The following is a 26,147-nucleotide window of genomic DNA, read 5'->3' as shown; positions in this document are numbered from 1 at the left end:
CCTACCCCTCCTCATTCGAATTGCTTGACGTGTCGCGCTCGTCGACCAGACGGAGCCGTGCTGTGTCGCTGGCTGATTTCGCCTGCTCGCCGAGCACGCGCAGCATCTCGGCGCATAATTCATCCGGCGACCGGCCCATGGCATAGCCTTCGAGAATGACGCCGATGGCGACGGCCCAGAACCGCCGCGAGCTTTCGTCGGGCGCACGCAGGGAGCGCCAGCCGTGCCGCGCGACCTGGCTCGCATAGGCGCGTGCGCCTTCACCGTGCAGGCGCTCGATGGTGCGCTCGACCAGCGGCGCAAGATCCTGGCGTCGCCGGGTCAGCGTCAGCGCCTCGGCGAAGAAGGCGACCGAATCGCTCGCCGTCACGGTCTCGGCCAGCGCACGGGTGTAGTCCGTCGGCGTGCGCGCCTTCAGCGCGGCCTGCTCGGTCGCCCGCGCCAGATACAGCAGCTCGCGGCAGGCGCATTCGACGAACAGCGCCTCCTTGGTGCGGAAGTAATAGGTGATCTGGCTCGGGAACGCGTCCGCGGCGGCGGCGATGTCGGTGATGGCCGTGCCGGACAGCCCGCGCTCCCGGAACAGCGGGCTCGCCGCATCCAGCAGCAACGACCGCATCTTGCGGCCGGCCGAACGTGTGGCCCGGGCAGCATGCTTGGGGTCGCCAGCCGCCTCGAACAGCTCATGGACCGACTTTTCCGCCATTGGGGTCCTCTGCGTTGATTTCTTTGTATGCTATACAAACAAATAAATCAAGCTGGTGTGGTCCGGGCGGACCGGTCCCGCTGCCCGCACCGGAACCATCCGGGGCCGAAAACACGGCCCTCCAACCTTGCAAAGCCGGCCAAAATCCGTATAAGCGCGCCATCCGCAGACCCCGGCCGGGAGCTGAACGGACGGTCTCAGCAAATCATTCGTGATTTTGGTGTGGCAGGGCCAGTCGGCCCGTCGTCCCGTGTTTCCGCCTTCTGAGCTTAATCCCAGAGTCCTTTCCGAAGGCCTCTTAAGGGCTTGACGCCGGGCGATGCGCCAACATGAGGAAAGGACCATTATGGCTCTCTATGAGCATGTTTTTCTCGCGCGCCAGGACGCGAGCACGCAGCAGGTCGAAGAGCTGACTGCGCAGATGACCGGCATCGTCGAGGGTCTCGGCGGCAAGGTCACCAAGACCGAGAATTGGGGCGTTCGCTCCCTCACCTACCGCATGAACAAGAACCGCAAGGCGCACTTCGTGCTGCTCAACATCGACGCGCCGTCCGCGGCGATCGCCGAGATCGAGCGCCAGGAGCGCATCAGCGAAGACGTGATCCGCTATCTCAGCGTTCGCGTCGAGGAGCTCGAGGAAGGCCCGTCGGCGATGATGCGCAAGGCCGACCGTGACCGCGAGCGTGACGACCGTGGCGGTGGCTTCCGTGGCGACCGCGAGGGTGGTTTCCGTGGCGGCGATCGCGACGGTGGTGGCTTCCGCGGTGACCGCGGTCCGCGCCGTCCGCGCGACGAAGCTGAAACGACAACGCCGGATGCGGAGTAAGATCAATGGCTGAAGCTGGTGCACGCCGTCCGTTTTTCCGTCGTCGCAAGAGCTGCCCGTTCACGGGCGCAAATGCTCCGAAGATCGACTACAAGGACTCCAAGCTCTTGATGCGCTACATCTCCGAGCGCGGCAAGATCGTGCCGAGCCGCATCACCGCGGTGTCGGCCAAGAAGCAGCGTGAGCTCGCCCGCGCCATCAAGCGCGCGCGCTTCCTGGGTCTGTTGCCCTACGTCATTCGCTAAGACGAATTCGGCCGGCGGCGACATCGCCGCCGGCCGCGCTTTTTTGGTTTCATAAGGCTTCCGGGTCGTCCGGTCGCCGATGGTTGGGGCGAGATGCCTCTAACCGCTCGAAGGGAGCGGGACAGCTGATGATGACTCTTGGACTGATAGCCCTGATCGCCGGCGCTGCGTCGGCCCTGATGTTCGCCTCGATCGTGTCGGGCGCGCTGATCTCGCTCGTCCTGTTCTATCTCGCACCGCTACCGCTGATGGTCGCCTCGATCGGCTGGGGCCCGCTTTGCGCGAGCCTCGGCGGCATCGCCGCTGCGATCGGCCTCGGGGCCCTGTTCGGCCTGCCCTACTGCATCGCCTTTGCCGTCACCGTCGCGCTGCCCGCGTGGTGGCTCGGCCATCTCGTCCTGCTCAGCCGGCGGGTTGGACCCGTCGCGCCGGAAGCCGCCACCGAGCCGCCGGCCGAGCCCGAGCTCGAATGGTATCCGGTCGGCCGCATCCTACTGTGGATCGCGGGCTTCGCCGCGCTGACCACGATCGCCGCCCTGCTCACGCTCGGCACCGATGCCGAGACCATCACCGGCACGCTGCGGCGCGGCTTGATGCGCCTGCTCCGCACCGCCGACCCGCAGACATCAGGCGAAGCCGGTCAGTTCGTCGATGCACTGGTGCTCATCGCTCCGGCCGCCGCCACCATCGTCGCGATGATGACGCTCACCCTCAATCTCTGGCTCAGCGGCAAGATAACGGCGACATCGGGCCGCCTGCTGCGTCCGTGGCCGGACATGATGACGGCCGAGCTGCCGCCGATGACGCTGGTGGCGCTCTGCATCGCGCTCGCGTTCTGCTTCACCAGCGGGTTGCTCGCGATGGTCGCGCAGATCACGACGGCGGCGCTGATGATGGGCTATGCGCTGACCGGTTTTGCCGTGCTGCATACGCTGACGCTGGCGCTGAAGAGCCGCACCTTCTGGCTCGGCTCGACCTATGCCGTCGTGGTGGTCTTCGGCTGGCCCGTGATCGCGATGGTGATCCTCGGCCTTGCGGATGCCGTGTTCGGCTTCCGCGAGCGCTTCCTGCGCAGCCGGCAACCGCCGCCGCTGCCAACCCCTTAAATCCAACCCCGAAACTGAAACTCAGAGCACTTCAAAGGAGAACGAATATGGAAGTCATTTTGCTGGAACGCGTGAGCAAGCTCGGCCAGATGGGCGAAGTCGTGAAGGTTCGCGACGGCTATGCCCGTAATTTCCTACTCAAGCGCGGCAAGGCGCTGCGCGCCACCGCCGACAACCGCGCCAAGTACGACGGCATGAAGGCCGACCTCGAGGCCCGCAACCTTGCATCGAAGGGCGAGGCGTCCAAGGTCGCCGAGAAGATCCAAGGCAAGAACATCATCGTGATCCGTCAGGCTTCCGAAGCCGGCCAGCTGTTCGGCTCGGTCACGGTGCGCGACGTCGTCATCGCGTTCGAAGCCGACGGTGTCTCGCTTGAGCGTCCGCAAGTGCAGCTCGACGCGCCGATCAAGACCATCGGCAAGCACACCATCACCGTCGCGGTTCACCCCGAGGTCGAGGTCGAGGTCAGCGTCACGGTTGCGCGCAGCCAGGACGAGGCCGAGCGCATCAACCGCGGCGAAGACATCTCGACCCGCAACGAGGACCGCGATGCGGCCGCCGAGGCGATCGCCGCCGCCGGCGAGTTCTTCGATCCGGAAGCCCAGCACGACGACGAGCCGGCGCCGGCTGCGGACGAGACCGAGAAGTAAGACCCGCGTTCGCGCAGGTTGCGGAGCCCGGCTGCCTCAGGCGGCCGGGCTTTTCGTTTTCGCGGCGACGTCCTCGCTCAGCATCGCGATCGAGGCGAGCGCGGTTGCCGTGTGCTTCTCGACACCGTCGTTGACGCAAAACACGTCGGCCGCGACCACCGAGACCTGGCGGCCCGGCTTGATCACCCTGGCCCGGCAGATCAGCTTCTCGCCGACCGCCGGTGACAACAGATTGAGCTTGTATTCCGCCGTCAACGCCGGCTGGCCGCGCGAGGTCGCCGCTGCGATCGTCGTGGCGTTGTCGACCAGGAAGGCGGTGACGCCGCCATGGAAGAAGCCGTGCTGCTGGAGCAGCTCGGGCCGGCGCGCGACCGCGATCGTGCAGGTGCCGCGCGACAATTCCGAGAGCTCGGCGCCCACCAGGTTCATAAAGCCCTGCCGGCCGACATTGGCGTGAATGCGCTCGGCTACGGCTGTGAATTCGGGATCTGCTTCGGCTCGCATGCGGCTTCTCCTTATTGCTTGTGGATGCGATCGGGCGGCCGCAGCGCACGGATGGCACAGGCGACAAGCGTGTCGGCATCGCTGCGCGGATCGGCGCGGTCACGTCCCGAGAGAAAGGCGCGGCAGAAGATCTGGGCGGGGCCGATGAGCTGGCTGACGAACATCACTGGCGCCATCGGCAAAAGCTCGCCGCCGGCAACCAACGGCGCGCGCCAGCGCTCGATGCCTTCGGCAAGGCGCGCATTCTGCGCGCGCTGGGCGTCGCGGACGTCCTCGCCCCATTCGCTGCGCGAGATCTCGAAGAGATAGCGGGCCTCGCGCCGGCTCGACACCACCCAGTCGAGATGGGCCCGGATCAGCCGATCGATGCCCTGCCCGGCACTCGGCATCGGATCGAGCGCGGCCAGCACTGCGGCGTGATAGTGCCGCAGCACCTCCAGGAACAGCGCACCCGCCAGTTCCTTCTTCGATCCGAAGACATGAAAGAAGCTGCCGTTGGAGGCGCGAGCCCGGGCGCGGATCGCCGCCACCGTCGCAGCTTCGAAGCCGACGCGGTCGAACACGAAAAGCCCGGCCGCCAACAGGTCGTCACGCACGCTCGTCGTCATCGACGTCTCCTGGAGCATCACTCTAGAGTAGCGCTCTAATTGCGGTCAAGACAATGCGAAGGCCGCGATGCGTGCGGCCTTCGCAAATCGACGGAAAATCTGGCTCGCTTAGCGCGAAATCGGCGGTGTGGGCGGACCGGACGGGTCGGCTGGGGCCGCAGCGGTCGCGGGCGGTGCAGGCTCCTGCGGCCTGGTTGCCGACTCGGAGCTCGCAGCGGGCGCGGCAGGCTTGGGAGCAGCCTCCTCCGCCGGCTTGGCTTCGGCGGGCTTCGCGGCCGCAGACGGTGCAGCCGGCGTGACCTGCGGTACCGGATCGGGCCGCAGCGCCGGCGTATCGCTGCCGCGCGGCTCGACCTTGGCACTATCCGGCTTGGCCTCAGCGGGCTTCTCCGCCGGCTTGTTCTCGGGCTTCGCCTCGTCACGGCCGGGCTCGACCTTGGCTGTGTCCGGCTTGGCCGTGTCGGGCTTGGTCTCGGCCTTCGGCTCGCTCTTCTTGTCTTCAATGGCCGGCGCAGCGGCGTCGACCTTCGGTGCTTCCTCGGTCCCGGGCCTGGCGCGACGCTTGGCTTTGCGCCCCTCGGGCGCTGCCTGGCCCTCGAGCCTCGCACCTTCCTTCGATCCCTCCTCGGGTGGCCTTGCCGCGCGCTTCTGACGGGCGCCCTCGGGCGCGGCAGCGGCAGCCTCGCCGTCCGGCTTGGCGGCGTCCTGGGAGCGCTGGCGGCGCCCCTGATGCTCCGGCGCGGTATTGGCTTCCTTCTCCTTGGCGCCGTCCTTTTTGTCCTTGCCGTCCTTGGCCTGGTAGCGGGTGTCGGTGGCACCGTTGGAGACGAGATAGGACGCGAGCACGCCGGCCATGTCGGAGCTGGTCGTGTAGTGCTGGCGCAGGAAGCCCGGCAGCGAGCCCGGCGCCACCGTCTTCAACAGTCCGCGCGGGCTCTTGTGGCAGGCACTGCAGGTCTGCGCGAAAAGCTGGGATGGGGCCTTGCCGGCCTCGAGGTTCGTCGCCTGCGCAAGGACGGTATCGGTCGCGCCGAAGCCGATCAGAAGCAATACCGTCGCGAGGCTGAGCGCTCGGCTCGACATTCCCATCATCTCCATTGAATTTACGCGAATGCCGCCGGCATAGGCGCGGCGGCGGGTCACCTTTTAGCGGATTGAGCCGCGAATGGAAGCAGCCTCCACACGCAAGGATGTGATTAAGCGCTTTTGGAATATCGGCTGTGAACACAGCGCAATAGCGCTGCAGCTCGTTCGAAGGCCGATGGCCTCGTGAGACGACGCACCGCCTGCCGGAAGCGGCACATCGTCGCAAAGTCACGACGCCGCTGACACCCGTCATAGTGCGCAAGATGGCGGCGCCGAACCCGGGCCCGACACTGGCGGTGAATGAATCCTAGTGACGAAGGGTCGAGATCTGGGAGGACCGGAACGAGGCTGTTAACGCCAGTTGCGCCCGCAGGTCTGCGAGGGTCTCGGGCGAGACAGGCTCGCGCCGCACTTCGGGCCGCTCGGCGTGCTGCATGGCCGCGATCAGCCCTGACAGCCAAAGCCGGCTGGCCGCCTCGCTTCGCCAATTCTGGTGCTGCCGTTCTGGCCGCATCGCTCGCCTCGTTCCCTGGTAGCGGGAGACAACCCCCCGCCCGCCTTCCTGTTCCGGGTCGTACCCCGAAAGAATCCGGGGAGATGTGATCTGTTTCACATAAGTCTCGTCGGGCCCGGCTTAGACCGTCGCCATGAGCAAGCGGACCCAAACCTCATTCGACGTGCAGGACGACCTCCGCACCGACTACGCCCTGATCGCCACCGGCGTCGGAGCGGCCCTGGTTGCGCTGGTCTACCTCCTGCTGGTCTGAATCCGAGCCCAAAGCTCCCGGCGTGCGTCATTGCGCGCGCTTCTTGTTACGTCTGCGCGCCAATCCATCAGGTTCATGTCACCCGGGATTTTTCCGTGGCGCGGTCACGGCGGATTCCGGGACGGGCGAGTTCCGCAAAAATCCGTCAAGCACGGCGCGTGCTGCGGCTGCTAATCATCCACCATTTTAACTGAGCGGTTGATAGCGGCCAGCTTTTGCTTCCGCTTTGGCCCGAGGCGGCGCTTTATCCCGGCCCCGCATCCGCCCCAGAAAATTGCTAACGCTCGACCATGGCCCTGACTGATTCGAACGTCCTCAAACTCGCGCCCGAGCCCGGAACTCCCGCGTATCGGAGCGCGCCGCATAATATCGAGGCGGAACAGAGCCTTCTCGGCGCGATCCTGGTCAACAACGACGCCTTCTACCGCGTCTCCGACTTCCTCGAGCCGAAGCATTATTTCGAGCCGCTGCATCAGACCATCTACGAGACGGCCGCCAGCCTGATCCGGATGGGCAAGATCGCCACGCCCGTCACGCTGAAGACGTTCCTCCCCGCCGACACCGATGTCGGCGGCATGACCATCGGGCAGTATCTGGCGCGGCTCGCGGCGGAAGCGACCACCATCATCAACGCCCAGGACTACGGCCGGACCATCTACGATCTGGCGCTGCGACGCGACCTGATCGGCATCGGCGAGGACATGGTCAATGTCGCCTATGACGCCCCGGTCGACTTCGCGCCGCGGGCACAGATCGAGGACGCCGAGCGCCGCCTGTACGAGCTTGCCGAATCCGGCCGTTATGACGGCGGCTTCCAGAAATTCTCGCAGGCGTTGGCGATCGCGGTCGATCTCGCAGCCAAAGCGTTCCAGCGCGATGGAAAGCTGTCCGGCATCTCGACCGGCATGCGCGACCTCGACACCAAGATGGGCGGCCTTCAGCACTCCGACCTCATCATCGTGGCCGGACGCCCGGGCATGGGCAAGACTTCGCTGGCGACCAACATCGCCTACAACGTCGCCAAGGCCTATGTCGGCGAGGTCCAGGCTGACGGCACCATGAAGGCCGCCAATGGCGGCGTGATCGGCTTCTTCTCCTGCGAAATGTCGGCCGACCAGCTCGCCACGCGTATCGTGGCCGAGCGCACCGGCATTCCCTCCTCCCACATCCGCCGCGGCGGCATCTCGGAAGCCGATTTCGACAAGATCCGGGAAGTCTCGATCGAGCTGCAGTCGCTGCCGTTCTATGTCGACGCGACCGGCGGCCTGTCGATCGCGCAGCTGATGGCACGCGCGCGCCGGCTGAAGCGGCAGAAGGGCCTCGATCTCCTCGTGATCGACTACATCCAGCTACTCTCCGGCTCAGGCAAGCGTTCCAGCGACAGCCGCGTGCAGGAAATCACGGAGATCACGACCAGCCTGAAGGCGCTCGCCAAGGAACTCAATGTTCCGGTCATCGCGCTGTCGCAGCTCTCGCGTCAGGTTGAATCGCGCGACGACAAGCGGCCGCAGCTCTCCGACTTGCGTGAATCGGGCTCGATCGAGCAGGACGCCGACGTCGTGCTGTTCGTTTACCGCGAGGAATATTACCTCGCGATGAAGGAGCCGCGCCCTGGCACACCCGAACACGAGAAGTGGCAGCTTGACATGAGTCTTGCGCACGGAAAGGCCGAGGTCATTATCGGCAAGCAGCGCCACGGCCCGACAGGCACCGTCGATTTGGCGTTCGAAGCCTCGGTCACGCGGTTCGGCGATCTCGCGCCTGACAGTCAGCTGCCGGCTCGCAGCAGCAACGACTACTGAGTTCCTTGAACCGGACCTGCCTCTTGCGTAAAACGACGCCATGACAATGGCGTCCGACCCGAAAATGATCCCGCAAGCTGGCCTCCTCTCCGCGGAGGCCAATCAGGCTGCCGCGCTCGCAGCCTATGGCGGCGTGCTCACCGTCGATCTCGACGCCATCATCGCCAATTGGCGCAAGCTCGAGAAGACGGCAGTGCCGGCCGAATGCTCGGCCGTGATCAAGGCCGATGCCTATGGCTGCGGCGCCGCGCAGGTCTCACGGGCCCTTAGCAAGGCCGGCTGCAAGACCTTCTTCGTTGCCACCATCGAGGAAGCGCGCACAGTGCGCGAAGCCGTGCCGGAGGCCGCGATCTACGTGCTCGGCGGCTATTTCCAAAACACCGGCGAGCACTACGCCAAGATCAATTGCCGGCCGGTGATCGGCGATCTCAACGAGCTTGCCGAATGGGACGTGTTCTGCCGCCGCACCGGCTGGACCGGGGGCGCCGCGATCCACATCGACACGGGCATGAACCGGCTCGGGCTGACGCTTGCGGACGCGCAGGCCATCATCCCCCGCATCAACGCCGGCGATCACGGCATCACGCTGGTGATGAGCCATCTGGTCTCGGCCGAGCAGCTCAACAGTCCCGTGAATGCAAAACAGCTGGCGACCTTCCGCGGTATCGCCAGCGAATTTTCCGGCGTGCCGGCTGCGCTTGCCAATTCCTCCGGAATCTTCCTCGGCGCGCCCTTCCAGTTCGACCTGGTGCGGCCGGGCGCAGCGCTCTACGGCGTCAACCCGACGCCTGAGGCAGACAACCCGATGCAGCCGGTGGTCGACCTCAAGGCGCGCATCGTGCAAATCCGCAATGTCGAGCGCGGCGAGACCGTCGGCTATGGCGGCACCTGGACCGCGCGGCGGCCGACAAAACTCGCGATCATCGCGGTCGGCTATGCCGACGGCTATTTCCGCGCCGCCAGCTCCAATGACGGCACCCGCGGCGCCGAGGTCGTTGTCGCCGGCAAGCGCTGCCCGGTCGCGGGCCGCGTTTCGATGGACCTGATCGCGATCGACATCACCGACTTACCCTCGAATGCGGCGCGGCGCGGCCACATGGTGACGCTGCTCGGCGAGGGCATCACCGTTGACGAGCTCGCGCATCATTTCGGTACGATCGGCTACGAGGTGCTGACCAGCCTCGGCCACCGCTACGCCCGCGTCTACAAGGGCGGCAATGAGGTGGAGCCGCTGGTCAAGCCGGAGCCCGCGCCGACGGCCGTGGAGCCGCCCTCCCCGCCGCCGATCGAGCAGCCCGCGAGCCCGCTGCCGTCTTAGTCGCAGACGCGCTCTCGTGCCCCGGACGCAACGCAGCGCTCCTTCAGCGCTGCGCTGCAGAGTCGGGGCCTATCTCTCAACAGAAACCATTCCGCCTTCTGGGTCCCGGCTCGCGCTACGCGCGTCCGGGACACGAGGGTGAGCGCCTACTTCTTCCGGCTGTCCAGCGCCGCCTTGCACGTCGCGCTGAGCTGATCGCGCTTGGCATTGAGGCAGGCGATGATCTTGCCGCCACCGGGCGCGATGCCGGCGCAGAATTTGTCGTAGTCCGCCTTGCACGCGCCGCGCGGATCGGACGATTGTGCCGAAGCCGTTCCGGAGATCGCGACAACGACGACGAAAGCAGCAAAGCTCAACTTGGACATTATATCTCCGGTGACGGAAGGCAGGAGCCAATAGCTCTACATGAAGATCGCGACATTCAACATCAACAACATCAACCGCCGCCTGCCCAATTTGCTGGCATGGATGCGCGCGGCGAAGCCCGATGTCGTCGCGCTTCAGGAGTTGAAGGCAAGTGATGGCGAATTTCCGGCGGCGGCCATCGAAAAGGCCGGCTACGGCGCGGTGTGGTGTGGACAGAAGACGTGGAACGGCGTCGCCATCCTCGCCCGCAATGCCGAGCCCATTCTCACGCGCGATCGCTTGCCGGGAAAGCCTGACGATCGCGAAGCCCGCTACATCGAGGCCGCCGTGCGCGGCATCATCGTCACCAGCATTTACCTGCCGAACGGCAATCCGCAGCCGGGGCCGAAATTCGACTTCAAGCTCGACTGGTTCGCGCGGCTCAAGCGCCACGCCAAGACCTTCATCAAGCAGGATCTGCCCGTGGTGCTCGCCGGCGACTACAACGTCGCGCCTGATGAGATCGACATCTATCCGACGCGGTCATGGGACAAGGATGCGCTGATCCAGCCGAAGAGCCGCGCGGCGTTCGCGTCGCTGGTCGAACAGGGTTGGTGCGATGCGATCCGCGAGCTGCATCCGGACAAGCGCATCTACACGTTCTGGGACTACAAGCGAAACCGCTGGCCGCGCGATGCGGGCCTCAGACTCGATCATCTCCTGCTCAGCCCCGCCCTCGTCTCGCGGCTGGCCAAGGCGGATGTCGACAAGAAGGAGCGTGGCGAGGATGGGGCGAGCGATCACGCGCCGGCGTGGGTGGTGTTGAAATAAGTGAGCTGCCGTAGGGTGGGTTAGCCGAAGGCGTAATCCACCACTTCTCTTTTCACGGTGACAAAGTTGGTGGATTACGCTGCGCTAATCCACCCTACGAATTAGCGCCCGTAATAGTCCTGCACCGTATCCCACGCTGCCTTCTGCAACAGCTCCACCGTCGGCGCATCCAAGCCCATCGTATAGGAATTGCCGACCGGCGAGCGCCCGGTCAGCGCGGCGAGTGTCACGCAGGTTGCCAGATACGTGCCCGCCGGACTCGGGTGCCGCTTGTCCGGCGCATACAGATTGAGTTCCGGCTGGAGCTTGCGCACGCGCGCGAAGGCGAGACCTGCGGGGATCACGAGCGCATCGTTGGCGTTGCCCGCGGTCGTATAGGCCTCGGCCAGAGCCTCGGTCATCTCCGGCGTGTCGGCATAGGCCCAGGACATAAAAAACACCGGCCGCATGCCGTGGGCACGGACGATCTCGCGATCCTTCTTGGCGAAGGTCGTGAACGCGTCCTTCAATTGCGGATGGATCGGGCACTGGCTGCAATCCATCATGACGACGGCGTCGAACTGCCTGCCCGGCTTGTTGAAGACGACGCTGTTCTGCTCGTCGAAGGAATAGGCGCCGATGCCGCCCGGCCGCAGCAGATTGTCCATGTCGTGCCAATCGAGGCCGGAGCCGCCGATCGTGGCCATGGTGTTGCGATACGCCGCCTTGTTCTCGGCATCAGCCGCCCGCTCCATAAACGAGAGATGTCCGGGCATGCCGTTGTTGTAGTAGAAAAAGCTGTTGCCGACGAACAGCGCAGCCTTGGGGAAGTCAGGTCCGAGCGTTGTGACCTTGGGCTTGGTCTGCGCCTGCGCATTGAAGCCGGCTGCAACGGCCAGACACATTACGAGCATCACTCGCGCAAAAAGACGCATCGTGACTTCCCCCCCTTTTTCTCGGGCCGAAACCAAATCAGCTTTTCAAAAGCGCCTCAAGAGCACCGGCTTGCAGCAGAGACATGCGTGAACCCTGCATGCTCACCACAAATTCCTGCCGTCGATCATGTTCACCGGCACGGCCTCGAGATCGAAATCGTCGAACAGGCGTGCATTCACCGCGACCTTGGGATTGTCGAAATCGGGCTTGCCGGTCGACCAATCAGGCGACTCCGAATAGGTGCCGCAGCCGCAGCTCGCGCAGAAATGATGTTTGACCGTGCGACTGCCCCAGAGATAGGTCGCGACATTTTCCGGCGGCGACAGCAGGCGAAATTGCGCCGGCGTGTAATAGGCCCACAACGCGCCCCGCTTGGCGCAGAGTGAGCAGGTGCAGCGCGTCACGCTCGCCGGCACCTCCGTCACCTCGAACACCGTCTCACCGCAATGACAGCTTGCCTCGATCGGCATGGACCCGCTCTCCGTTTTGTCAGGAGATGGTCGTAGCCTGCCCCTGCTGCCAACATGCTGTCAGCAGCGCGACTCCGTCATGGAGCCTCGTTCGCGGACAGCCGCCTGGCGTTCGCGGCCACGTGCTCGCGATAGCGCTGGACGATGGCCGCCGGCGTTGCTCCCGCAAGCAGGCTCGCGGCCGCCTCGAAAGCCGCGGCGATCTTCTCGCTGACCATCAGCGCGGCCTCTTGCCCGGCGGCCTCGTCGCCATGGCTGAGCTTCTCGCAGCGCAGCCGCACCACCTCGCTCGCTTCGACCGCGAGCATTGCGCCCGCATACCATGGAAAGCCGTTGTCGGATCCGCTGAGCGCCGCATGGCGGTCGAGGGCGGAGAAAGAATGATGATCGGGCATCGCGGACCTCAAATTCTTTGAGTGAACGCTCCGATCAATACGCCTCAAATTTGAAGGATCCGGCCGGGGAACCGCTCGGATTGGCCGCGCCTGCGACACCGGCAATTAACCAAGGCTCTTGACGCCGACACTCTGGTTAGCCTACTGGTCTGACCAAGATCAGACCAAAAAGAGACCGGGATGGAAGTGAAGCGGGCCGCTGAGGGCGAAAAAGGGTTCGAGAAGGTGTTCGCCTTCCTGCGCGAACGCCTGCTTGCGGGCTCGCTCAAGCCCGGCGACCGCCTGATTTCCGAGCGCGAGCTGGCAACCCTCCTCGGCGTCAGCCGGCCGATCGTCCGCGAGGCGCTGCGCGCCCTCACCGTGCTCGGCATCGTCGAGATCCGCGACCGCATCGGGACCGTGGTGACGCAGCCGGACGTCTCGGTGCTGAACGACTTCTTCACCTTCGCGCTCGCCCAGCAGGCGGACATGCTCGATGACGTCATGCAGGCGCGCGTCGCGATCGAATGCCAGGCGATCCGGCTCGCCTGCGAGCGCGCCAACATTGCCGATTTCGAACGCCTGCAGCGCGCGCTCGCGAAGATCGGAGAGACGATCGACGAGGCCGATGCCGGCGGCATGGCCGACTTCGAATTCCATCGCGCCATCGTCGTAGCCTCGCATTCGGAAACGCTGACAGTCTTGCATGGCTCGCTGGCGGGACTGCTGACGCATTCGCATCGCAGCCGCCGCGAGCTGGTGCAGGCCTTCCCGTCGATGAAGACGTACCTGATCGACGACCACCGGCGCATCTTCGACGCGATCATCGCGCGCGACCCTGAGCGAGCGGATGCAACACTGCGCAAGCATTTTGCCATCGGCGACGAATACCGCAGGCGCGCCGTCGTCGGCGACATCGACAAGACCAGCGCCTCAGGCTGATCGCGGCAGGCCAACAAGCAAGAAACATTCAACCAAGAAACGGACGACTGACATGGGACGGAACGACAAGGGCAATGTCGGCTTCATCGGCATCGGCACGATGGGCCGCGAGATGGTGCGCAACCTCCTGGTGGCCGGGCATGCGGTTCGGGTCTTCGATCTCAACGAAGCCGCCTTGGCCGACAGCGTCAAGGAAGGCGCGGCGGGCGCCAACAGCCCCGCCGACGCCGCGCAAGGCGCTGACATCGTCATCACCATGTTGCCCGACACGCCTCATGTCGAGGCGACCGTTTACGGCGAACATGGTCTCCTGAAGTCTCCCCCGCCCGGCAAGCTCATCGTCGACATGAGCACGATCTCGCCGGTCGCCGTCCGCCGCATCCATGCCGACCTGCAAAAGGTCGGCGTCAGCTTCATCGATGCGCCGGTCTCTGGCGGGCCCGTGGGCGCCAAGAACGCTGCGCTCTCGATCATGGCCGGCTGCGATGCGCCTGCCTTTGCGCGAGCAGAACCGTTCTTCCGTGCAATGGGCACGACCATCACGCATGTCGGCGCGTCCGGCGCGGGGCAAACCGTCAAACTCTGCAATCAGCTGATCTGCGGCATCAACATCCAGGCCATCTGCGAGGCGCTTGCGCTCGGACGCGCCTCTGGCATCGATCTCAATCTGCTGCGTCGCGTTCTGCTCGGTGGCTCCGCCGCCTCCTGGATGCTCGACAAGCTCGGCCCCGCAATGATCGCGGGCGACACCTCCGCAGGCTTCCGGATCGATCTCCAGCTCAAGGACCTCCGCCTGGTGCAGGAGCACGCACAGGCGCTGAGCGTGCCGTTGCCCGGAACCGCGCTCGTCACCAGCCAGTACGTGGACGCACGCGCGCATGGCGAAGGCAGCAACGGTAACCAGGCGCTGTTCCGCGTCTATGACCGCATGACCAACCAGGTGACGGGCTGAAGCCGATACGATGAGCCTCCAACTCGACTTTCCCGCGGTGCTGGAGCGTTGGCCAAGTTTTCTGGCCGGCGCGGCGCTGACGTTGGAGTTGGCGGCCTTCGCGACGGTGCTCGGCGCCCTGTTCGGCACGCTCGCAGCCGTCGGTCGCGGCTCACGAAGCTCGCTGGTCGCGGGCGCCTGCAAAGTCTATGTCGAGACCATCCGCAACACGCCGCTGCTGGTCCAGATCTTCTTGGTCTATTTCGGCCTCGCCAGCCTGGGGCTGAAATTCTCCGCCTTCACGGTGGCCGTGGCCGCGCTGACGATCAACGTCGGCGCCTACACCGCCGAGATCATGCGCGCGGGCTTCGAGGCGATCCCGCGCGGACAGATCGAGGCTGCCGAGGGGCTCGCGCTGTCGCGACTGCAAATCTACTGGCACATCATCCTGCTGCCGGCGATCGAGAAGGTCTATCCGGCGCTGACCAGCCAGTTCGTGCTGCTGATGCTGGCCTCCTCGGTCTGCTCGCAGATCTCGGCAGAAGAACTTACCGCGGTCGCCAACTACATCCAGTCGGATACCTATCGCGCGTTCGAGACTTACATCATCGTCGCCGTGCTCTACGTCATCCTGTCGCTGGTGATGCGCGCTGGCTTCTGGGGCCTCGGCCTCGTGCTGTTTCCGCGCCGTCGCCGGCTCGGCACGCCGTTGTGAGATGACCATGGGCGGACATCTCAACATCAATCATCTGATGTTCCTCGGCCAGGGCGCGCTGTGGACGATTGGCCTGTCCGTGATCGCGCTGATCGGCGGCGGCATCGTCGGCTTCGTGATCGCGCTCGCGCGCATCTCGCCGCTCAAATCGGTGCGGATCGCCAGCGGCGTCTATGTCCAGCTGATCCAGGGCACGCCGCTGCTCGTCATCCTGTTCCTCGGCTATTTCGGCCTCGCCGCGATCGGCCTCAAGGTCTCGCCGTTAGCTGCCGCCGGCGCTTCGCTCACGCTCTATGTCTCGGCCTATCTCGGCGAGATCTGGCGCGGCTGCATCCAGTCGGTGCCGAAGCCGCAATGGGAGGCCGCCGAAGGACTCGCGCTGAGCCGCACCCAGCGCATGATGAAGGTGATCCTGCCGCAGGCGATCCGCATCGCGACGCCGCCGACCGTCGGCTTCATGGTGCAGATCATCAAGAACACCTCGCTCGCCTCCGTGGTCGGCTTCGTCGAGTTGATGCGGTCGGGCCAGATCGTCAACAACTCGCTGTTCGAGCCGTTCGCCATCTACGCCATCATCGCCGTCGTCTATTTCGCCATGTGCTATCCCTTGTCCCTGTTCAGCCAGAAGCTGGAACGGCGGATGGGGCGTGGCAAGTCCAACCTCGCACCAGCCTGATATGCAGCAAAACCCTTCCTCCTCCGAACCGATCGTGTCGCTCCGCGACGTGCAGAAGAGCTTTGGCCCGCTCCGGGTGCTCGATGGCGTCTCCTTTGCCGTCGAACGCGGTGAGGTGCTGGCACTGATCGGCCGCTCCGGCTCCGGCAAGAGCACCGCGCTGCGCTGCATCGACCGCTTCGAGAAGGTCGACGGCGGCGAGATCGTCGTGTGCGGGCATCGCGTCGACCGCCCTGATGTCGATCTGCGCGCGCTGCGCCAGGACGTCGGCATCGTGTTCCAGAGCTACAATCTGTTTCCACATCTCACGATCGAACAGAACATCACGCTCGCCCCCTGCGCCGTGAAGGGCATGGCCACCTCGCAAGCCAGGGACCTCGCCCGAAAAGTACTCGCGCAGGTCGGGCTCGAGGAGAAGCTGCACGCCTATCCCGAGCAACTCTCGGGCGGGCAGCAGCAGCGCGCGGCCATCGCCCGCTCGCTGGCGATGCAGCCGAAAGTGATGCTGTTCGACGAGGTCACCTCCGCGCTCGATCCCGAGCTTACCGGCGAGGTGCTGAAGGTGATCGAGCAACTCGCGGCGGACGGCATGACGATGGTGATGGTCACCCATGAGATGGGTTTTGCCAAAGGCATCGCCGACCGGATCGTCTTCATGCATCGCGGCAAGGTCCACGAGACCGGCCCCGCCTCGATCCTGACGTCGCCGGCAACGCCCGAACTCACGCAATTCGTGGGCACTGGAAACTTAAAATCATAACAGGAGAGGAGAATCAAGGATGACAAACAAGACACTGCTGGGGACCGCCACCGCGCTGTTCGGCCTCGCCATGATATCAGCCACGCCGGCATCGGCCGATCTGCTCGACGACATCACGCAGGCCAAGAAGATCCGCATTTCGACGGACGTCGCCATTCCGCCCTCGGGCATGATGGACAGCAGCATGAAGCCGACCGGCTCCGACGTCGAAGTGGCGCAACTGCTCGCCAAGGATTGGGGGCTCGAGCTCGAATTCATCCAGACCACCGGCGCGACGCGCATCCCCAACGTCCTGACCGGCAAGGCCGACATCATCATCTCGACCCTGTCGGTGACACCCGATCGCGCCAAGGTCATCGACTTCACCAAGCGCTATGCGACGCTGCAATCCGACGTCGGCTGCCTGAAATCCTCGACCGTCAAGGACTGGCCCGACCTGAAGGACAAGCCGATCGGCGTCTCGCGCGGCACCACGCAGGACACCACCCTGTCCAACATGAAGGACAAGGACCTCAAGATCTCGCGCTACGACGACGACGCCACGATGGTGACGGCGGCCGTCTCCGGCCAGGTCGACTGCGTCGCCTCGTCGGCGACGATCATCAACCAGATCGGGGTGAAGAACCCGTCGCGTGTGTTCGAATCCCGGATCCCGCTGGCGACCTTCGACCTCGCGATCGGCCTGAAGAAGGGTGAGCAGCGCCTGATGGACAAGCTCAACGCCTGGATCACCGAGAACGTCAAGAACGGCAAGCTCAACGCGATCTACAAGAAATTCCACGGGGTCGAGCTGCCGCCCGACATGCGCAGCTAAGACCAGGAACAATCGTGACAGCCGCGAAGCGGCTGTCACGGCCAATGTAAAAATCAAGAAGGACATCACATGCGTCTCGTCATCGGATCCGACCACGCCGGCTGGCCGCTCAAGCAGACCGTTATCGACCACATCCGCAGCCTCGGCCACGACGTCGTCGATGTCGGCTCCCATGACGACAAGCCGGTGGACTTCCCCGACATTGCGCGGGCCGTGGCTCAGAAGGTGACCTCGGGCGAAGCCGCACGCGGCATCATGGTGTGCGGCACCGGCGTCGGCGCCTCGATCGCAGCCAACAAGATGAAGGGCATCCGTGCCGCGGTCTGCCACGACGTTCATTCCGCCCATCAGAGCGTCGAGCATGACGACGTCAACGTCATGTGCATTGGCGCGCAGATCGTCGGCGCCTGGCTCGCCGTGGACCTGGTCTCGTCCTATCTCTCCGCCGAATTCTCGACGGACGAGGATTTTCGCCGCCGCGTCGAGAAGCTGCGCATCATGGACGAACAAGGCTGACGGCCTGCCCGGACCGCTTGCGCTGAACGATCGGTTCCCTCGTCCGGAATGGATCGCCCGCATCGCCGGCCACGGCTAAACTCTCCCGATTCGTGGAGAGCACCTTGGCCTTTCTCTTCGTCCTCGTCGTCGGCCTGATCGCCGGCACCGTCTCAGGCATCGTCGGCACGGGGTCGTCGATCATGCTGATGCCGGTGCTGGTCTATGCCTATGGGCCGAAGGAAGCCGTGCCGATCATGGCGGTCGCCTCGGTGATGGCGAATTTCTCGCGGATCCTGGCCTGGTGGCGCGAGGTCGACTGGCGGGCCTGCGTGGCCTATTCGGTGACGGGTATTCCGGCCGCCGCACTGGGCGCGCGCACGCTGCTCGCGCTCCCCTCGCACGCCGTCGATCTCGCCATCGGCATCTTCCTGATCGCGATGGTGCCGGTGCGGCACTGGCTGGCGCGGCACGATCTCAAAGCCAATCTCTGGCACCTCGCGATCGGCGGCGCCGTCATCGGCTATCTCACCGGCATCGTGGTCTCGACCGGCCCGCTCAGCGTGCCGCTGTTCCTGTTCTACGGCCTGTCCAAGGGCGCGTTCCTCGCCACCGAGGCGGCCTCCTCACTCGGCCTCTATTTCGCGAAGTCCGTGACCTTCGAACGTTTCGGCGCGTTGACGCAGGACGTCTTCATCAAGGGCCTGATTGCGGGCTCCTCGCTGATGTCGGGCGCCTTCATCGCAAAACGCTTCGTGCTGCATCTCAAGCCGGAGATGTTCCGCCTGGTGATGGACGCGATCATGATCGCGGCCGGGCTCTCCATGCTCTGGAACGCAACGCAGCCCTAATCGCGCTCAGGCGGCAAATTCGGGCGCGATCGACGGGCTGTCGGCGAGCACGCGGCTCGTCTCAGTGGGCACCGCCTGCTTTTCGAGCCATTGCAGCACGGCGTCGAGCGGCTGCGGCCGATGGTAGTGATAACCCTGCCCGAGCATCACGCCCATCTCGCGCATGGCGTCGGCCTGCTCGGGCCGCTCGATGCCTTCCGCGACGAGCGTCAGCCCCAGCGTGCCGGCGAGCGAGGCGATGACGCCGACGATCGCCTTGTCTTCCGCGCTGTCAGGGATCTCGCTGATGAAGGCCTTGTCGATCTTGACCTTGTCGAGCGGGAACCGCCTGAGATGTGCGAGCGAGCTGTAACCCGTGCCGAAATCGTCGAGCGCAATCGTTGCGCCCAGGCGCCGCAGGCGGTGCAGCGTCTCGGAGGCGCTGGCGATGTTGTTGATCAGCGAGCCCTCGGTGATCTCGAGCTCCAGCAATGATGCCGCAACGTTGAAGCGCGCGCAGGTCGCGCGCAGCTCGGCAGCGAGCGAATGGTCGGCAAGCTCGGACGGCGGCAGATTGATCGCGATCCGGATCTGCGGCCTGCCGGCGGACGCCAGTCGCTGCAGCGCGCGACAGGCATCGGTCAGCACGTAGCGCGTCAGCCGCGCATTGTTGCCGCTGCGCTCGATCAGCGGCAGGAATTCGCCGGGACCGATCAAGCCAAGTTCGGGATGGCGCCAGCGGATCAGCGCCTCGAGGCCGACAACGGCCTGGCTCTCGAGGTCGACCTGACTCTGATACCAGACCTCGAACTGCCCCTCGGCGAAGCCTGCGGGAATGGCGAGCTCGAGATCCCGGCGGCGGCGATAGTCGCGCTGAAGCGCTTCGTCGAGCACTGCGACCGTGCCGGGCGCCTTGCTCTTGGCATGGTAGAGCGCGATGTCGGCGAGCGCCGGCAAATGCGACAGCTCGGGATCACCGGCACGGCGCACGGCAAGCCCGATGCTGGCACGCGGCACGACCTGCTTGTCGTGCAGCCTGATCGGCTCGGAAATCGCATCTAACAGCTGGCGCGCGAACGCCTGGGCGGTCGCCTCATTGCTGACCTCGGGGCGGATGACGACGAATTCGTCGCCGCCGAGCCGGGCCACCCAATCCTGCGGTTCGACCGCATCGCGCAGGCGCTCGGAGATGTGCACCAGGAACTTGTCGCCGGCATCATGGCCGAAGGTGTCGTTGATGCCCTTGAAGTCGTCGAGATCGATGAAGCAGAAGGCGATCAGCGAGTCCGGCGAGCCGGCATCGCCGCTCAGGGTCACCAGATGCTCGGACAGCGAGCGGCGGTTGGGCAGGCCCGTGAGCGGATCGTGCGCGGCCATGTGCCCGAGCCGGTCGAGCGCCCCCGACGTCGTGTGCTGCATGGCGTTGAAGGCACGCGCGAGCTGGCCGAATTCGTTCGTCGATTTGATGTCGGCCGGATAGGCGCGCCCGTCCTGCTTGCTGCGCTGGATCGCCGACATGATCGCGGTGAGCGGCTTGCCGATGAAGATGTTGGCCGAGATCCGCATCGCGATCAGGGTGGCAAATGTTGCGAGCAGGCCGACCACCAGCAGCAACATCAGCCGGCTGCCCGTGTCCGCGTAGACCGTCGCATAGGAATAGGCGATCGCGATACGGCCGGCCTGCACGGCGATGTTGCCGTTGCTGTAGCGGATCGGACGCGAGACTTCCGATACCGCCTGGTCTGCGGGCCGCGCCACCACCCGCGCGATCGCGACGCCGGTGTCGTCATAAACGGCCGCCGCGGCAATGGTCTCGTCGTGCATGATCTCGTTGAGCACGCTCGTGACCTGATCGTAGCGCATCTTCCAGAGCGGCTCGGCGATCAGCTCGGCGCGGCTCTCGGCCGTGCGGGCAATGCGCGCGTCGAGCTGCCTGATCTGCGACCAGAAGCTCGATGCCTCGACGCCGGCGGACGCGAGCAGCTGCACCACGAGCAGCACCGGCACGGTGGCCCAGAGCATCGCGCGGACCACCGAGCGCGAGCGCGACGGCGCCTGCTGCTTGCGATCCGGGTCGGTCATGTCGTCACCGTTTCGCATCAGTCGGCAGCGCCTTCCGGAAGCTTCAGCGAAGAGATGAGCGCATCGATGGAGAAATCGTACTGGCCGCAGCGCCCCGCCCCCGCCCTGAAGCGCGCGAAATCGATCCGATCGAAGGCGCGCGTCTTGATGAGGTCTCCGACCGCAGCGAGATTGTCGCGCGTGATCGCAGACGTCTTGGCCTCGACGCGGGGCGATGCGGCCGCAAAGTCGCAGCCGTCGGCGTAATCGCGCAGGAGGACGATCGACCAGCCGCCGAGCAGGAAATGTCCGCCATCGGTCATGAGCAGACGGCCCGCCTTGATCTCGCGCAGCGCATCCTCCGACCAGTTGAGGCCGACCAGCTGGATGTTTCGGCCGGGCGTGAGGCCGGCAGCGACCACCGCGCGAAGCGCGCCGAGCGCCATCGGATCGTTTCCGGCCCAGATGCCGGCGGGCCGGATCTCCTTGCGCGCGGCCCAGCTCAGATAATTCCTGGTGACCTGCTCTGCCTCCGACTGGGTCCAGTTGGCGAACAGCATCCGGTCCACCACCACGTCGGGCGCGGCGTCGACCGCGAGCTTGAGACCGGCGTTGCGGGCGATCGAGGCCGGCGTGATCTCGTCGCCACCGATGCCGAGAATGTGGATCTTGCCGTCCGGGCTCTGCCATTTCTCGGCGCGCGCTACGCCGATCAGGGCATTGGCCATCCTCGCGCCCGCGGTCTGGAGATCGGTCGTGATGTCGCCGAGCCAGGTCTTGAGCTTTTGCCGGGGTGGTCCGAGGCGCGCGGCGTCGTCGCCGATCAGCGTGTTCGAGAGCAGCAGCGTCTTGACCCCGGCCGCCTCGGCCGCCTCCAGGATGGGAACGGCGGCGGATTCCTCGTTCGACAGGATGAGGAAGTCCGGCTTGTCGGCGCGTGCCACCACGCCGAAGCCAAGCTCCTGCATGGTGCGGTAGTTCCGCTCGCTGGTCAGCACCTCGACATGCGCGTCGAGCTTGCGGCCCGCGGCCTGCATGGTCTGCGCGACCATGTCCCAGTATACCTCGCCGGTCTTGCCGGGATTGACGAAAACGATGTTGAGACGTCCGGCGTCGGCCGCAACGGCGCCGCCAACCGGCAGAAGAAAGCCGCAGGCCATGCCCACGGCGAGCATTATCCGCAAGACTACCGTCATTCGTTTCGCCATCCCGTATCGGTTCGAAACTGGACCCGCGTCCGCTAACATTTGGCAAAGTCCGGAGCGGCGCGGCGGCGTAGAGCTAACAAAGGGTGTATCGGCTGCGGTGAATTGGGCTAATTGGGTGCTGGCGATCGCCGTCTCCACCCGTCATTCCGTGCTATCAGCAAACCTGAAAACCCCGACTCGCTGTCCCCATGGCCAAGAACACGCTTTCCTTCGTCTGCCAGAACTGCGGCGCGGCCTATAACCGCTGGCAGGGCAAGTGCGAGTCCTGCGGCGAGTGGAACACGCTTGCCGAGGAGGATACGTCCGGCAGCGTGCCGGTCTCGATCCGCTCCAAGCGCAAGGGACGGACGTTTGCGCTGGAGAGCCTGTCGGGGAAGACCCAGGACGCTCCTCGCCTGTCCTCAGGCATGACCGAGCTCGACCGCGTCACCGGTGGCGGCTTCGTCCGCGGCTCGGTGCTGCTGGTCGGCGGCGATCCCGGCATCGGCAAGTCGACGCTGCTGACGCAGGCCACCAGCATGATGGCGCGCGCCGGCCACCGCATCGTCTACATCTCGGGCGAAGAGGCGGTCGCCCAAGTGCGCCTGCGCGCCGAGCGGCTCGGCCTGTCGGACGCGCCGGTGCAGCTAGCGGCCGAGACCTCTGTCGAGGATATCGTCTCGACGCTGTCGGAAGGCGCGGTGCCGCGGCTGATCGTGATCGACTCGATCCAGACCATGTGGACCGACACGGTGGAATCCGCGCCCGGCACGGTCACCCAGGTGCGCGCCTCGGCGCAGGCGCTGATCCGCTTCGCCAAGAAGACGGGTGCTGCCATCATCCTGGTCGGCCATGTCACCAAGGACGGCCAGATCGCCGGCCCCCGCGTGGTCGAGCACATGGTCGATGCGGTGCTGTCCTTCGAGGGCGAAGGTTCGCAGCAATTCCGCATCCTGCGCGCCGTCAAGAACCGTTTCGGCCCGACCGACGAGATCGGCGTGTTCGAGATGACCGGCCTTGGCCTACGCGAGGTCACCAATCCGTCCGAGTTGTTCCTGTCCGAGCGCGATCTGGGCACGCCGGGCACCGCAGTCTTCGCGGGCATCGAGGGCACGAGGCCCGTTCTGGTCGAATTGCAGGCCTTGGTGGCCCCCACCTCGCTCGGCACCCCGCGCCGGGCCGTGGTCGGCTGGGATCAGAGCAGGCTCTCCATGGTGCTGGCGGTGCTGGAGGCCCATTGCGGGGTCAAGCTGTCCGGCCACGACGTCTATCTGAACGTCGCGGGCGGCCTGCGCATCCATGAGCCCGCGGCAGATATGGCCGCCGCGGCCGCACTGGTTTCATCGCTGGTTAATGCGCAGTTACCTACCGATGCTGTCTATTTCGGCGAGATTTCGCTCTCCGGCGTCATCCGTCCGGTGGCGCAGACCCCGGCCCGGCTCAAGGAAGCGGTCAAGCTCGGCTTCAAGCGCGCCGTGCTGCCCGAATCGGCCCGGGGCGGCGATGCTGGCGGCGACGCCGGACTGTCCCTGAACGCGATCAACAGCCTGACGACACTGGTGGCCGAGATCGCGGCCCGGGGCTCCCGCCGCGGCGACTCGAGCCCGCCGGCGGAGAAAAATGCCACACCGGCAAGATTCCGCCGTGGAGAGGGTTAGGTGGAGGTGACGTCCTCCGCCCCCGCCGCTATACAGCCGTCACAAAAGCAGCATGGGATTGCGTGGTTGCGGCCTTGCCGGGAACGTCGTCTGGCCCTCACTTAGGGCCACGGCCAAACACCGATTCGCTGAGCACCTTCGAAGTACGAGCGGACCCGACCAGCCGATGCCAGTAACACTCCTCGACCTGATCCTGCTCGGTGTGATGCTGATCTCGGGCCTGCTCGCCATGGTCCGCGGCTTCATGCGTGAAATCCTGTCGATCGCGGCCTGGGGCGCGGCTGCGATCGTGACGCTGTACTCGTTCTCGAAGCTGCTGCCGACCGCAAAGACCTATTTCAACAACGACACGGTCGCGAGCGTCGTCGTGGTCGCCGGCGTGTTCGTGGGCACCCTGGTCGTGGTCTCCGTGATCACGGTCCGGATCTCCGACATGATCCTGGATTCGCGCATCGGCGCACTGGATCGCACCCTGGGCTTCCTGTTTGGCCTCGCTCGCGGCCTTTTGATCGTCGTGGTCGCGTTCCTGTTCTTCACTTGGCTGGTGCCGGACAAGCAGCGCCCGGACTGGGTCACTGGGGCCAAATCCCGAGTTGTGCTCCAGGGAACCGGGGATTGGCTGATGGCCCTCTTGCCTGACGACCCCGAGAATACCATCTTGAAGAGATTCAAGAAAAACAAACCAGATGATGATCAAGCTGATTCCGAGCAGCAGCCTTCGGGCAGTGGCGACGGATACAGTAAACCTGCTCGTGACAGCCTCAAGAAGCTGATCGAGAAACCTGCGGCGCGTTGATTAGGCCCTAAAGAGAGGCGCGGACGAGATGCGACACCCTGACCAGGACGCCCAACGTGATCTCGGCCCAGCCGCGCTAGAGCTTCAGGACGACCTGGAGGGCGACACGCTCCGCGAGGAATGCGGTGTCTTCGGCATCTATGGCCACCCTGACGCCGCCGCCATCACCGCGCTCGGTCTCCACGCCCTCCAGCATCGTGGCCAGGAGGCCGCCGGCATCGTCTCCTACGACGGCAGCCGCTTTCACTCCGAACGCCGCCTCGGCCTCGTCGGGGACACCTTCTCCCGCCGCGAGGTGATCGACCGCCTGCCCGGCAATATGGCCGTCGGCCATGTCCGCTACTCCACCACCGGCGCCACCATCCTGCGCAACGTGCAGCCGCTGTTCGCCGAGCTCAATGCCGGCGGCCTTGCGGTCGCCCACAACGGCAACCTCACCAACGGCCTGACGCTGCGCCGCGAGCTCGTGAAGAACGGCGCGATGATGCAGTCGACCACCGACACCGAGGTGATCCTGCATCTCGTCGCGCGCTCCAGGCGCAGCCGCTTCATCGAGCGCTACATCGACGCGCTGCGCGAGATCGAGGGCGCCTATGCGCTGGTTTCACTGACCAACAAGAAGCTGGTCGGCGCGCGCGATCCACGCGGCATCCGCCCGCTGGTGCTCGGCGAGCTCGACGGTTGTCCGATCCTGACCTCGGAGACCTGCGCGCTCGACATCATCGGCGCGCGCTTCATTCGCGACATCGAGCCCGGCGAAGTCATCGTGTTCGACGAGAACGGCCAGGACATCCACAAGCCGTTCCCGCCGATGGCGCCGCGCCCCTGCATCTTCGAATACATCTATTTCTCCCGTCCGGACTCCATCGTTCACGGCCGCTCGGTCTACGAAGTGCGCAAGGCCTTTGGTGCGCAGCTCGCGCGCGAGAGCCATGTGCCGATCGACGTCGTCGTGCCGGTGCCGGATTCCGGCGTGCCCGCCGCGGTCGGCTACAGCCAGCATTCCGGCGTGCCGTTCGAGCTCGGCATCATCCGCAACCATTATGTCGGCCGCACCTTCATCCAGCCGACCCAGGCGATCCGCGAGTCCGGCGTGCGCATGAAGCATTCGGCCAACCGCGCCGCGATCGAAGGCAAGCGCATCATCCTGATCGACGACTCGCTGGTGCGCGGCACCACCTCGAAGAAGATCGTGCGCATGATGCGCGATGCGGGCGCCAAGGAAGTGCATTTCCGCCTCGCCTCGCCGCCGATCCTCTATCCCGATTATTACGGCATCGACCTGCCGGATCGCGGTGGCCTCCTGGCCGCGACGCATTCGCTGGAGGAGATGCGCGAGATCATCGGCGCCGACTCGCTCGCCTTCCTGTCGATCGACGGCATGTATCGCGCCATGGGCGAGCCCGGCCGCGACCCCGCCAATCCGAAATTCTCGGATCATTGCTTCACCGGGGCGTATCCGACCCACCTCACCGACCAGACCCAGACCGAGCAGCAGCCGCGGCAATTGTCCCTCCTGGCGGAAGCGAGCTGACGAGAGACCGCGACGATGCAGCTGGCCATCGCCATCCTTTGCGGAGGGCTTTTGGTTGGCTTCATCGTCTTCGCCTTCAGGCAGGGCATGAAGGTGCCGCCTGACAGCTCGGGGAACGGCTCGAACAATAGTACCAATATCCAGTAGGGCTGCGGCGGGAGGTCGAGGGCGGAAATTCCGGGCTTGTCCCGGCCA

General features: G+C 65.3%; 29 protein-coding genes. 19 read left to right on the top strand and 10 right to left on the bottom strand.

Going from position 1 to position 26,147, the window contains the following annotated elements:
* Position 1: 1 nt before the first annotated feature.
* Positions 2-706 (bottom strand): TetR/AcrR family transcriptional regulator C-terminal domain-containing protein, encoded by a 705-nt coding sequence (locus tag ACKWRH_RS19015; protein WP_445221835.1) that lies wholly within the window; start codon positions 704-706, stop codon positions 2-4.
* Between the two features lie 346 nt (positions 707-1,052).
* On the opposite strand from ACKWRH_RS19015, the gene rpsF reads away from it, so the two are divergent.
* From rpsF to rplI, 4 genes are all read left to right on the top strand, one after another.
* On the top strand, positions 1,053-1,532 hold the full coding sequence (rpsF, locus tag ACKWRH_RS19010) for a 30S ribosomal protein S6 (RefSeq protein ID WP_445221834.1): 480 nt from the start codon (positions 1,053-1,055) through the stop codon (positions 1,530-1,532).
* Positions 1,533-1,537: 5 nt separating this feature from the next.
* On the top strand, positions 1,538-1,777 hold the full coding sequence (rpsR, locus tag ACKWRH_RS19005) for a 30S ribosomal protein S18 (RefSeq protein WP_445221833.1): 240 nt from the start codon (positions 1,538-1,540) through the stop codon (positions 1,775-1,777).
* Positions 1,778-1,905: 128 nt separating this feature from the next.
* Positions 1,906-2,883, top strand: coding sequence for a hypothetical protein (locus tag ACKWRH_RS19000; protein ID WP_445221832.1), 978 nt, complete (start codon positions 1,906-1,908; stop codon positions 2,881-2,883).
* Between the two features lie 47 nt (positions 2,884-2,930).
* Positions 2,931-3,533 carry a 50S ribosomal protein L9 gene (rplI, locus tag ACKWRH_RS18995; protein ID WP_445221831.1) on the top strand — a complete coding sequence of 201 codons (603 nt, stop codon included), beginning with the start codon at positions 2,931-2,933 and terminating at the stop codon, positions 3,531-3,533.
* Positions 3,534-3,569: 36 nt separating this feature from the next.
* On the opposite strand, the gene ACKWRH_RS18990 is transcribed toward rplI, so the two are convergent.
* The 3 genes from ACKWRH_RS18990 to ACKWRH_RS18980 all read right to left on the bottom strand — a co-directional run bounded on the left by ACKWRH_RS18990 (position 3,570) and on the right by ACKWRH_RS18980 (position 5,728).
* On the bottom strand, positions 3,570-4,037 hold the full coding sequence (locus ACKWRH_RS18990; protein WP_445221830.1) for a PaaI family thioesterase: 468 nt from the start codon (positions 4,035-4,037) through the stop codon (positions 3,570-3,572).
* Positions 4,038-4,048: 11 nt separating this feature from the next.
* The gene (locus ACKWRH_RS18985; protein ID WP_445221829.1) at positions 4,049-4,645 is read right to left on the bottom strand and encodes a TetR/AcrR family transcriptional regulator; all 597 of its coding nucleotides are present in this window, start codon (positions 4,643-4,645) and stop codon (positions 4,049-4,051) included.
* A 108-nt stretch (positions 4,646-4,753) separates the two neighbouring features.
* Positions 4,754-5,728 carry a hypothetical protein gene (locus ACKWRH_RS18980; protein ID WP_445221828.1) on the bottom strand — a complete coding sequence of 325 codons (975 nt, stop codon included), beginning with the start codon at positions 5,726-5,728 and terminating at the stop codon, positions 4,754-4,756.
* A gap of 1,060 nt (positions 5,729-6,788) precedes the next feature.
* Between ACKWRH_RS18980 and ACKWRH_RS18975 the strand changes: the two genes are divergently transcribed.
* Positions 6,789-8,300, top strand: coding sequence for a replicative DNA helicase (locus ACKWRH_RS18975; RefSeq protein WP_445221827.1), 1,512 nt, complete (start codon positions 6,789-6,791; stop codon positions 8,298-8,300).
* A 46-nt stretch (positions 8,301-8,346) separates the two neighbouring features.
* Positions 8,347-9,618: an alanine racemase gene (alr, locus tag ACKWRH_RS18970; RefSeq protein WP_445222436.1), complete on the top strand. Its 1,272-nt coding sequence runs from the start codon at positions 8,347-8,349 to the stop codon at positions 9,616-9,618.
* A 146-nt stretch (positions 9,619-9,764) separates the two neighbouring features.
* Here the strand turns inward: alr and ACKWRH_RS18965 are convergent, their stop codons facing one another.
* On the bottom strand, positions 9,765-9,983 hold the full coding sequence (locus ACKWRH_RS18965) for a cysteine rich repeat-containing protein (RefSeq protein ID WP_445221826.1): 219 nt from the start codon (positions 9,981-9,983) through the stop codon (positions 9,765-9,767).
* A gap of 40 nt (positions 9,984-10,023) precedes the next feature.
* On the opposite strand from ACKWRH_RS18965, the gene ACKWRH_RS18960 reads away from it, so the two are divergent.
* A complete protein-coding gene (locus tag ACKWRH_RS18960) occupies positions 10,024-10,794 on the top strand; it encodes an exodeoxyribonuclease III (RefSeq protein ID WP_445221825.1) in 771 nt (256 codons plus the stop codon).
* Between the two features lie 101 nt (positions 10,795-10,895).
* Here the strand turns inward: ACKWRH_RS18960 and ACKWRH_RS18955 are convergent, their stop codons facing one another.
* From ACKWRH_RS18955 to ACKWRH_RS18945, 3 genes are all read right to left on the bottom strand, one after another.
* The gene (locus ACKWRH_RS18955) at positions 10,896-11,708 is read right to left on the bottom strand and encodes a DUF4886 domain-containing protein (RefSeq protein ID WP_445221824.1); all 813 of its coding nucleotides are present in this window, start codon (positions 11,706-11,708) and stop codon (positions 10,896-10,898) included.
* A 102-nt stretch (positions 11,709-11,810) separates the two neighbouring features.
* Positions 11,811-12,179, bottom strand: coding sequence for a GFA family protein (locus tag ACKWRH_RS18950; RefSeq protein WP_248883013.1), 369 nt, complete (start codon positions 12,177-12,179; stop codon positions 11,811-11,813).
* 77 nt (positions 12,180-12,256) lie between these two features.
* Positions 12,257-12,574, bottom strand: a complete 318-nt coding sequence (locus ACKWRH_RS18945) for a hypothetical protein (protein ID WP_445221823.1) — start codon at positions 12,572-12,574, stop codon at positions 12,257-12,259.
* Positions 12,575-12,754: 180 nt separating this feature from the next.
* On the opposite strand from ACKWRH_RS18945, the gene ACKWRH_RS18940 reads away from it, so the two are divergent.
* The 8 genes from ACKWRH_RS18940 to ACKWRH_RS18905 all read left to right on the top strand — a co-directional run bounded on the left by ACKWRH_RS18940 (position 12,755) and on the right by ACKWRH_RS18905 (position 18,737).
* Positions 12,755-13,495 (top strand): FadR/GntR family transcriptional regulator, encoded by a 741-nt coding sequence (locus ACKWRH_RS18940; protein WP_208086404.1) that lies wholly within the window; start codon positions 12,755-12,757, stop codon positions 13,493-13,495.
* A 52-nt stretch (positions 13,496-13,547) separates the two neighbouring features.
* Positions 13,548-14,447 (top strand): NAD(P)-dependent oxidoreductase, encoded by a 900-nt coding sequence (locus ACKWRH_RS18935; RefSeq protein ID WP_445221822.1) that lies wholly within the window; start codon positions 13,548-13,550, stop codon positions 14,445-14,447.
* Between the two features lie 10 nt (positions 14,448-14,457).
* Complete coding sequence (locus tag ACKWRH_RS18930) at positions 14,458-15,141, top strand: amino acid ABC transporter permease (protein ID WP_445221821.1); 684 nt, start codon at positions 14,458-14,460, stop codon at positions 15,139-15,141.
* A gap of 7 nt (positions 15,142-15,148) precedes the next feature.
* On the top strand, positions 15,149-15,817 hold the full coding sequence (locus tag ACKWRH_RS18925) for an amino acid ABC transporter permease (protein WP_445221820.1): 669 nt from the start codon (positions 15,149-15,151) through the stop codon (positions 15,815-15,817).
* A gap of 1 nt (position 15,818) precedes the next feature.
* Positions 15,819-16,577, top strand: a complete 759-nt coding sequence (locus ACKWRH_RS18920) for an amino acid ABC transporter ATP-binding protein (protein ID WP_028149724.1) — start codon at positions 15,819-15,821, stop codon at positions 16,575-16,577.
* Between the two features lie 19 nt (positions 16,578-16,596).
* A complete protein-coding gene (locus ACKWRH_RS18915; protein WP_445221819.1) occupies positions 16,597-17,391 on the top strand; it encodes a transporter substrate-binding domain-containing protein in 795 nt (264 codons plus the stop codon).
* A gap of 69 nt (positions 17,392-17,460) precedes the next feature.
* Positions 17,461-17,907: a ribose 5-phosphate isomerase B gene (gene rpiB / locus ACKWRH_RS18910; protein ID WP_028149726.1), complete on the top strand. Its 447-nt coding sequence runs from the start codon at positions 17,461-17,463 to the stop codon at positions 17,905-17,907.
* A 104-nt stretch (positions 17,908-18,011) separates the two neighbouring features.
* A complete protein-coding gene (locus ACKWRH_RS18905; protein WP_445221818.1) occupies positions 18,012-18,737 on the top strand; it encodes a sulfite exporter TauE/SafE family protein in 726 nt (241 codons plus the stop codon).
* A 6-nt stretch (positions 18,738-18,743) separates the two neighbouring features.
* Here the strand turns inward: ACKWRH_RS18905 and ACKWRH_RS18900 are convergent, their stop codons facing one another.
* Both ACKWRH_RS18900 and ACKWRH_RS18895 read right to left on the bottom strand, forming a co-directional pair.
* Positions 18,744-20,816: a putative bifunctional diguanylate cyclase/phosphodiesterase gene (locus tag ACKWRH_RS18900; protein WP_445221817.1), complete on the bottom strand. Its 2,073-nt coding sequence runs from the start codon at positions 20,814-20,816 to the stop codon at positions 18,744-18,746.
* A complete protein-coding gene (locus tag ACKWRH_RS18895; protein ID WP_445221816.1) occupies positions 20,816-21,973 on the bottom strand; it encodes an ABC transporter substrate-binding protein in 1,158 nt (385 codons plus the stop codon). Before ACKWRH_RS18895 ends, ACKWRH_RS18900 begins: the two co-directional genes overlap by 1 nt.
* 200 nt (positions 21,974-22,173) lie before the next feature.
* Here ACKWRH_RS18895 and radA point away from each other — a divergent pair, with 200 nt between their 5' ends.
* The 4 genes from radA (at position 22,174) to ACKWRH_RS18875 (ending at position 26,099) form a co-directional block, all read left to right on the top strand.
* A complete protein-coding gene (gene radA, locus ACKWRH_RS18890; protein WP_166352698.1) occupies positions 22,174-23,622 on the top strand; it encodes a DNA repair protein RadA in 1,449 nt (482 codons plus the stop codon).
* A gap of 166 nt (positions 23,623-23,788) precedes the next feature.
* Positions 23,789-24,418: a CvpA family protein gene (locus ACKWRH_RS18885; RefSeq protein ID WP_011086837.1), complete on the top strand. Its 630-nt coding sequence runs from the start codon at positions 23,789-23,791 to the stop codon at positions 24,416-24,418.
* 28 nt (positions 24,419-24,446) lie between these two features.
* Positions 24,447-25,952, top strand: a complete 1,506-nt coding sequence (gene purF, locus ACKWRH_RS18880) for an amidophosphoribosyltransferase (protein WP_014495832.1) — start codon at positions 24,447-24,449, stop codon at positions 25,950-25,952.
* 15 nt (positions 25,953-25,967) lie between these two features.
* Positions 25,968-26,099: a hypothetical protein gene (locus tag ACKWRH_RS18875; RefSeq protein WP_445221815.1), complete on the top strand. Its 132-nt coding sequence runs from the start codon at positions 25,968-25,970 to the stop codon at positions 26,097-26,099.
* Positions 26,100-26,147: the final 48 nt, after the last annotated feature.

Source organism: Bradyrhizobium sp. Pa8 (genome assembly GCF_052588265.1).
Note: the sequence above shows the minus strand (reverse complement) of the source record. Positions and strands in the feature narration are given on the sequence as shown.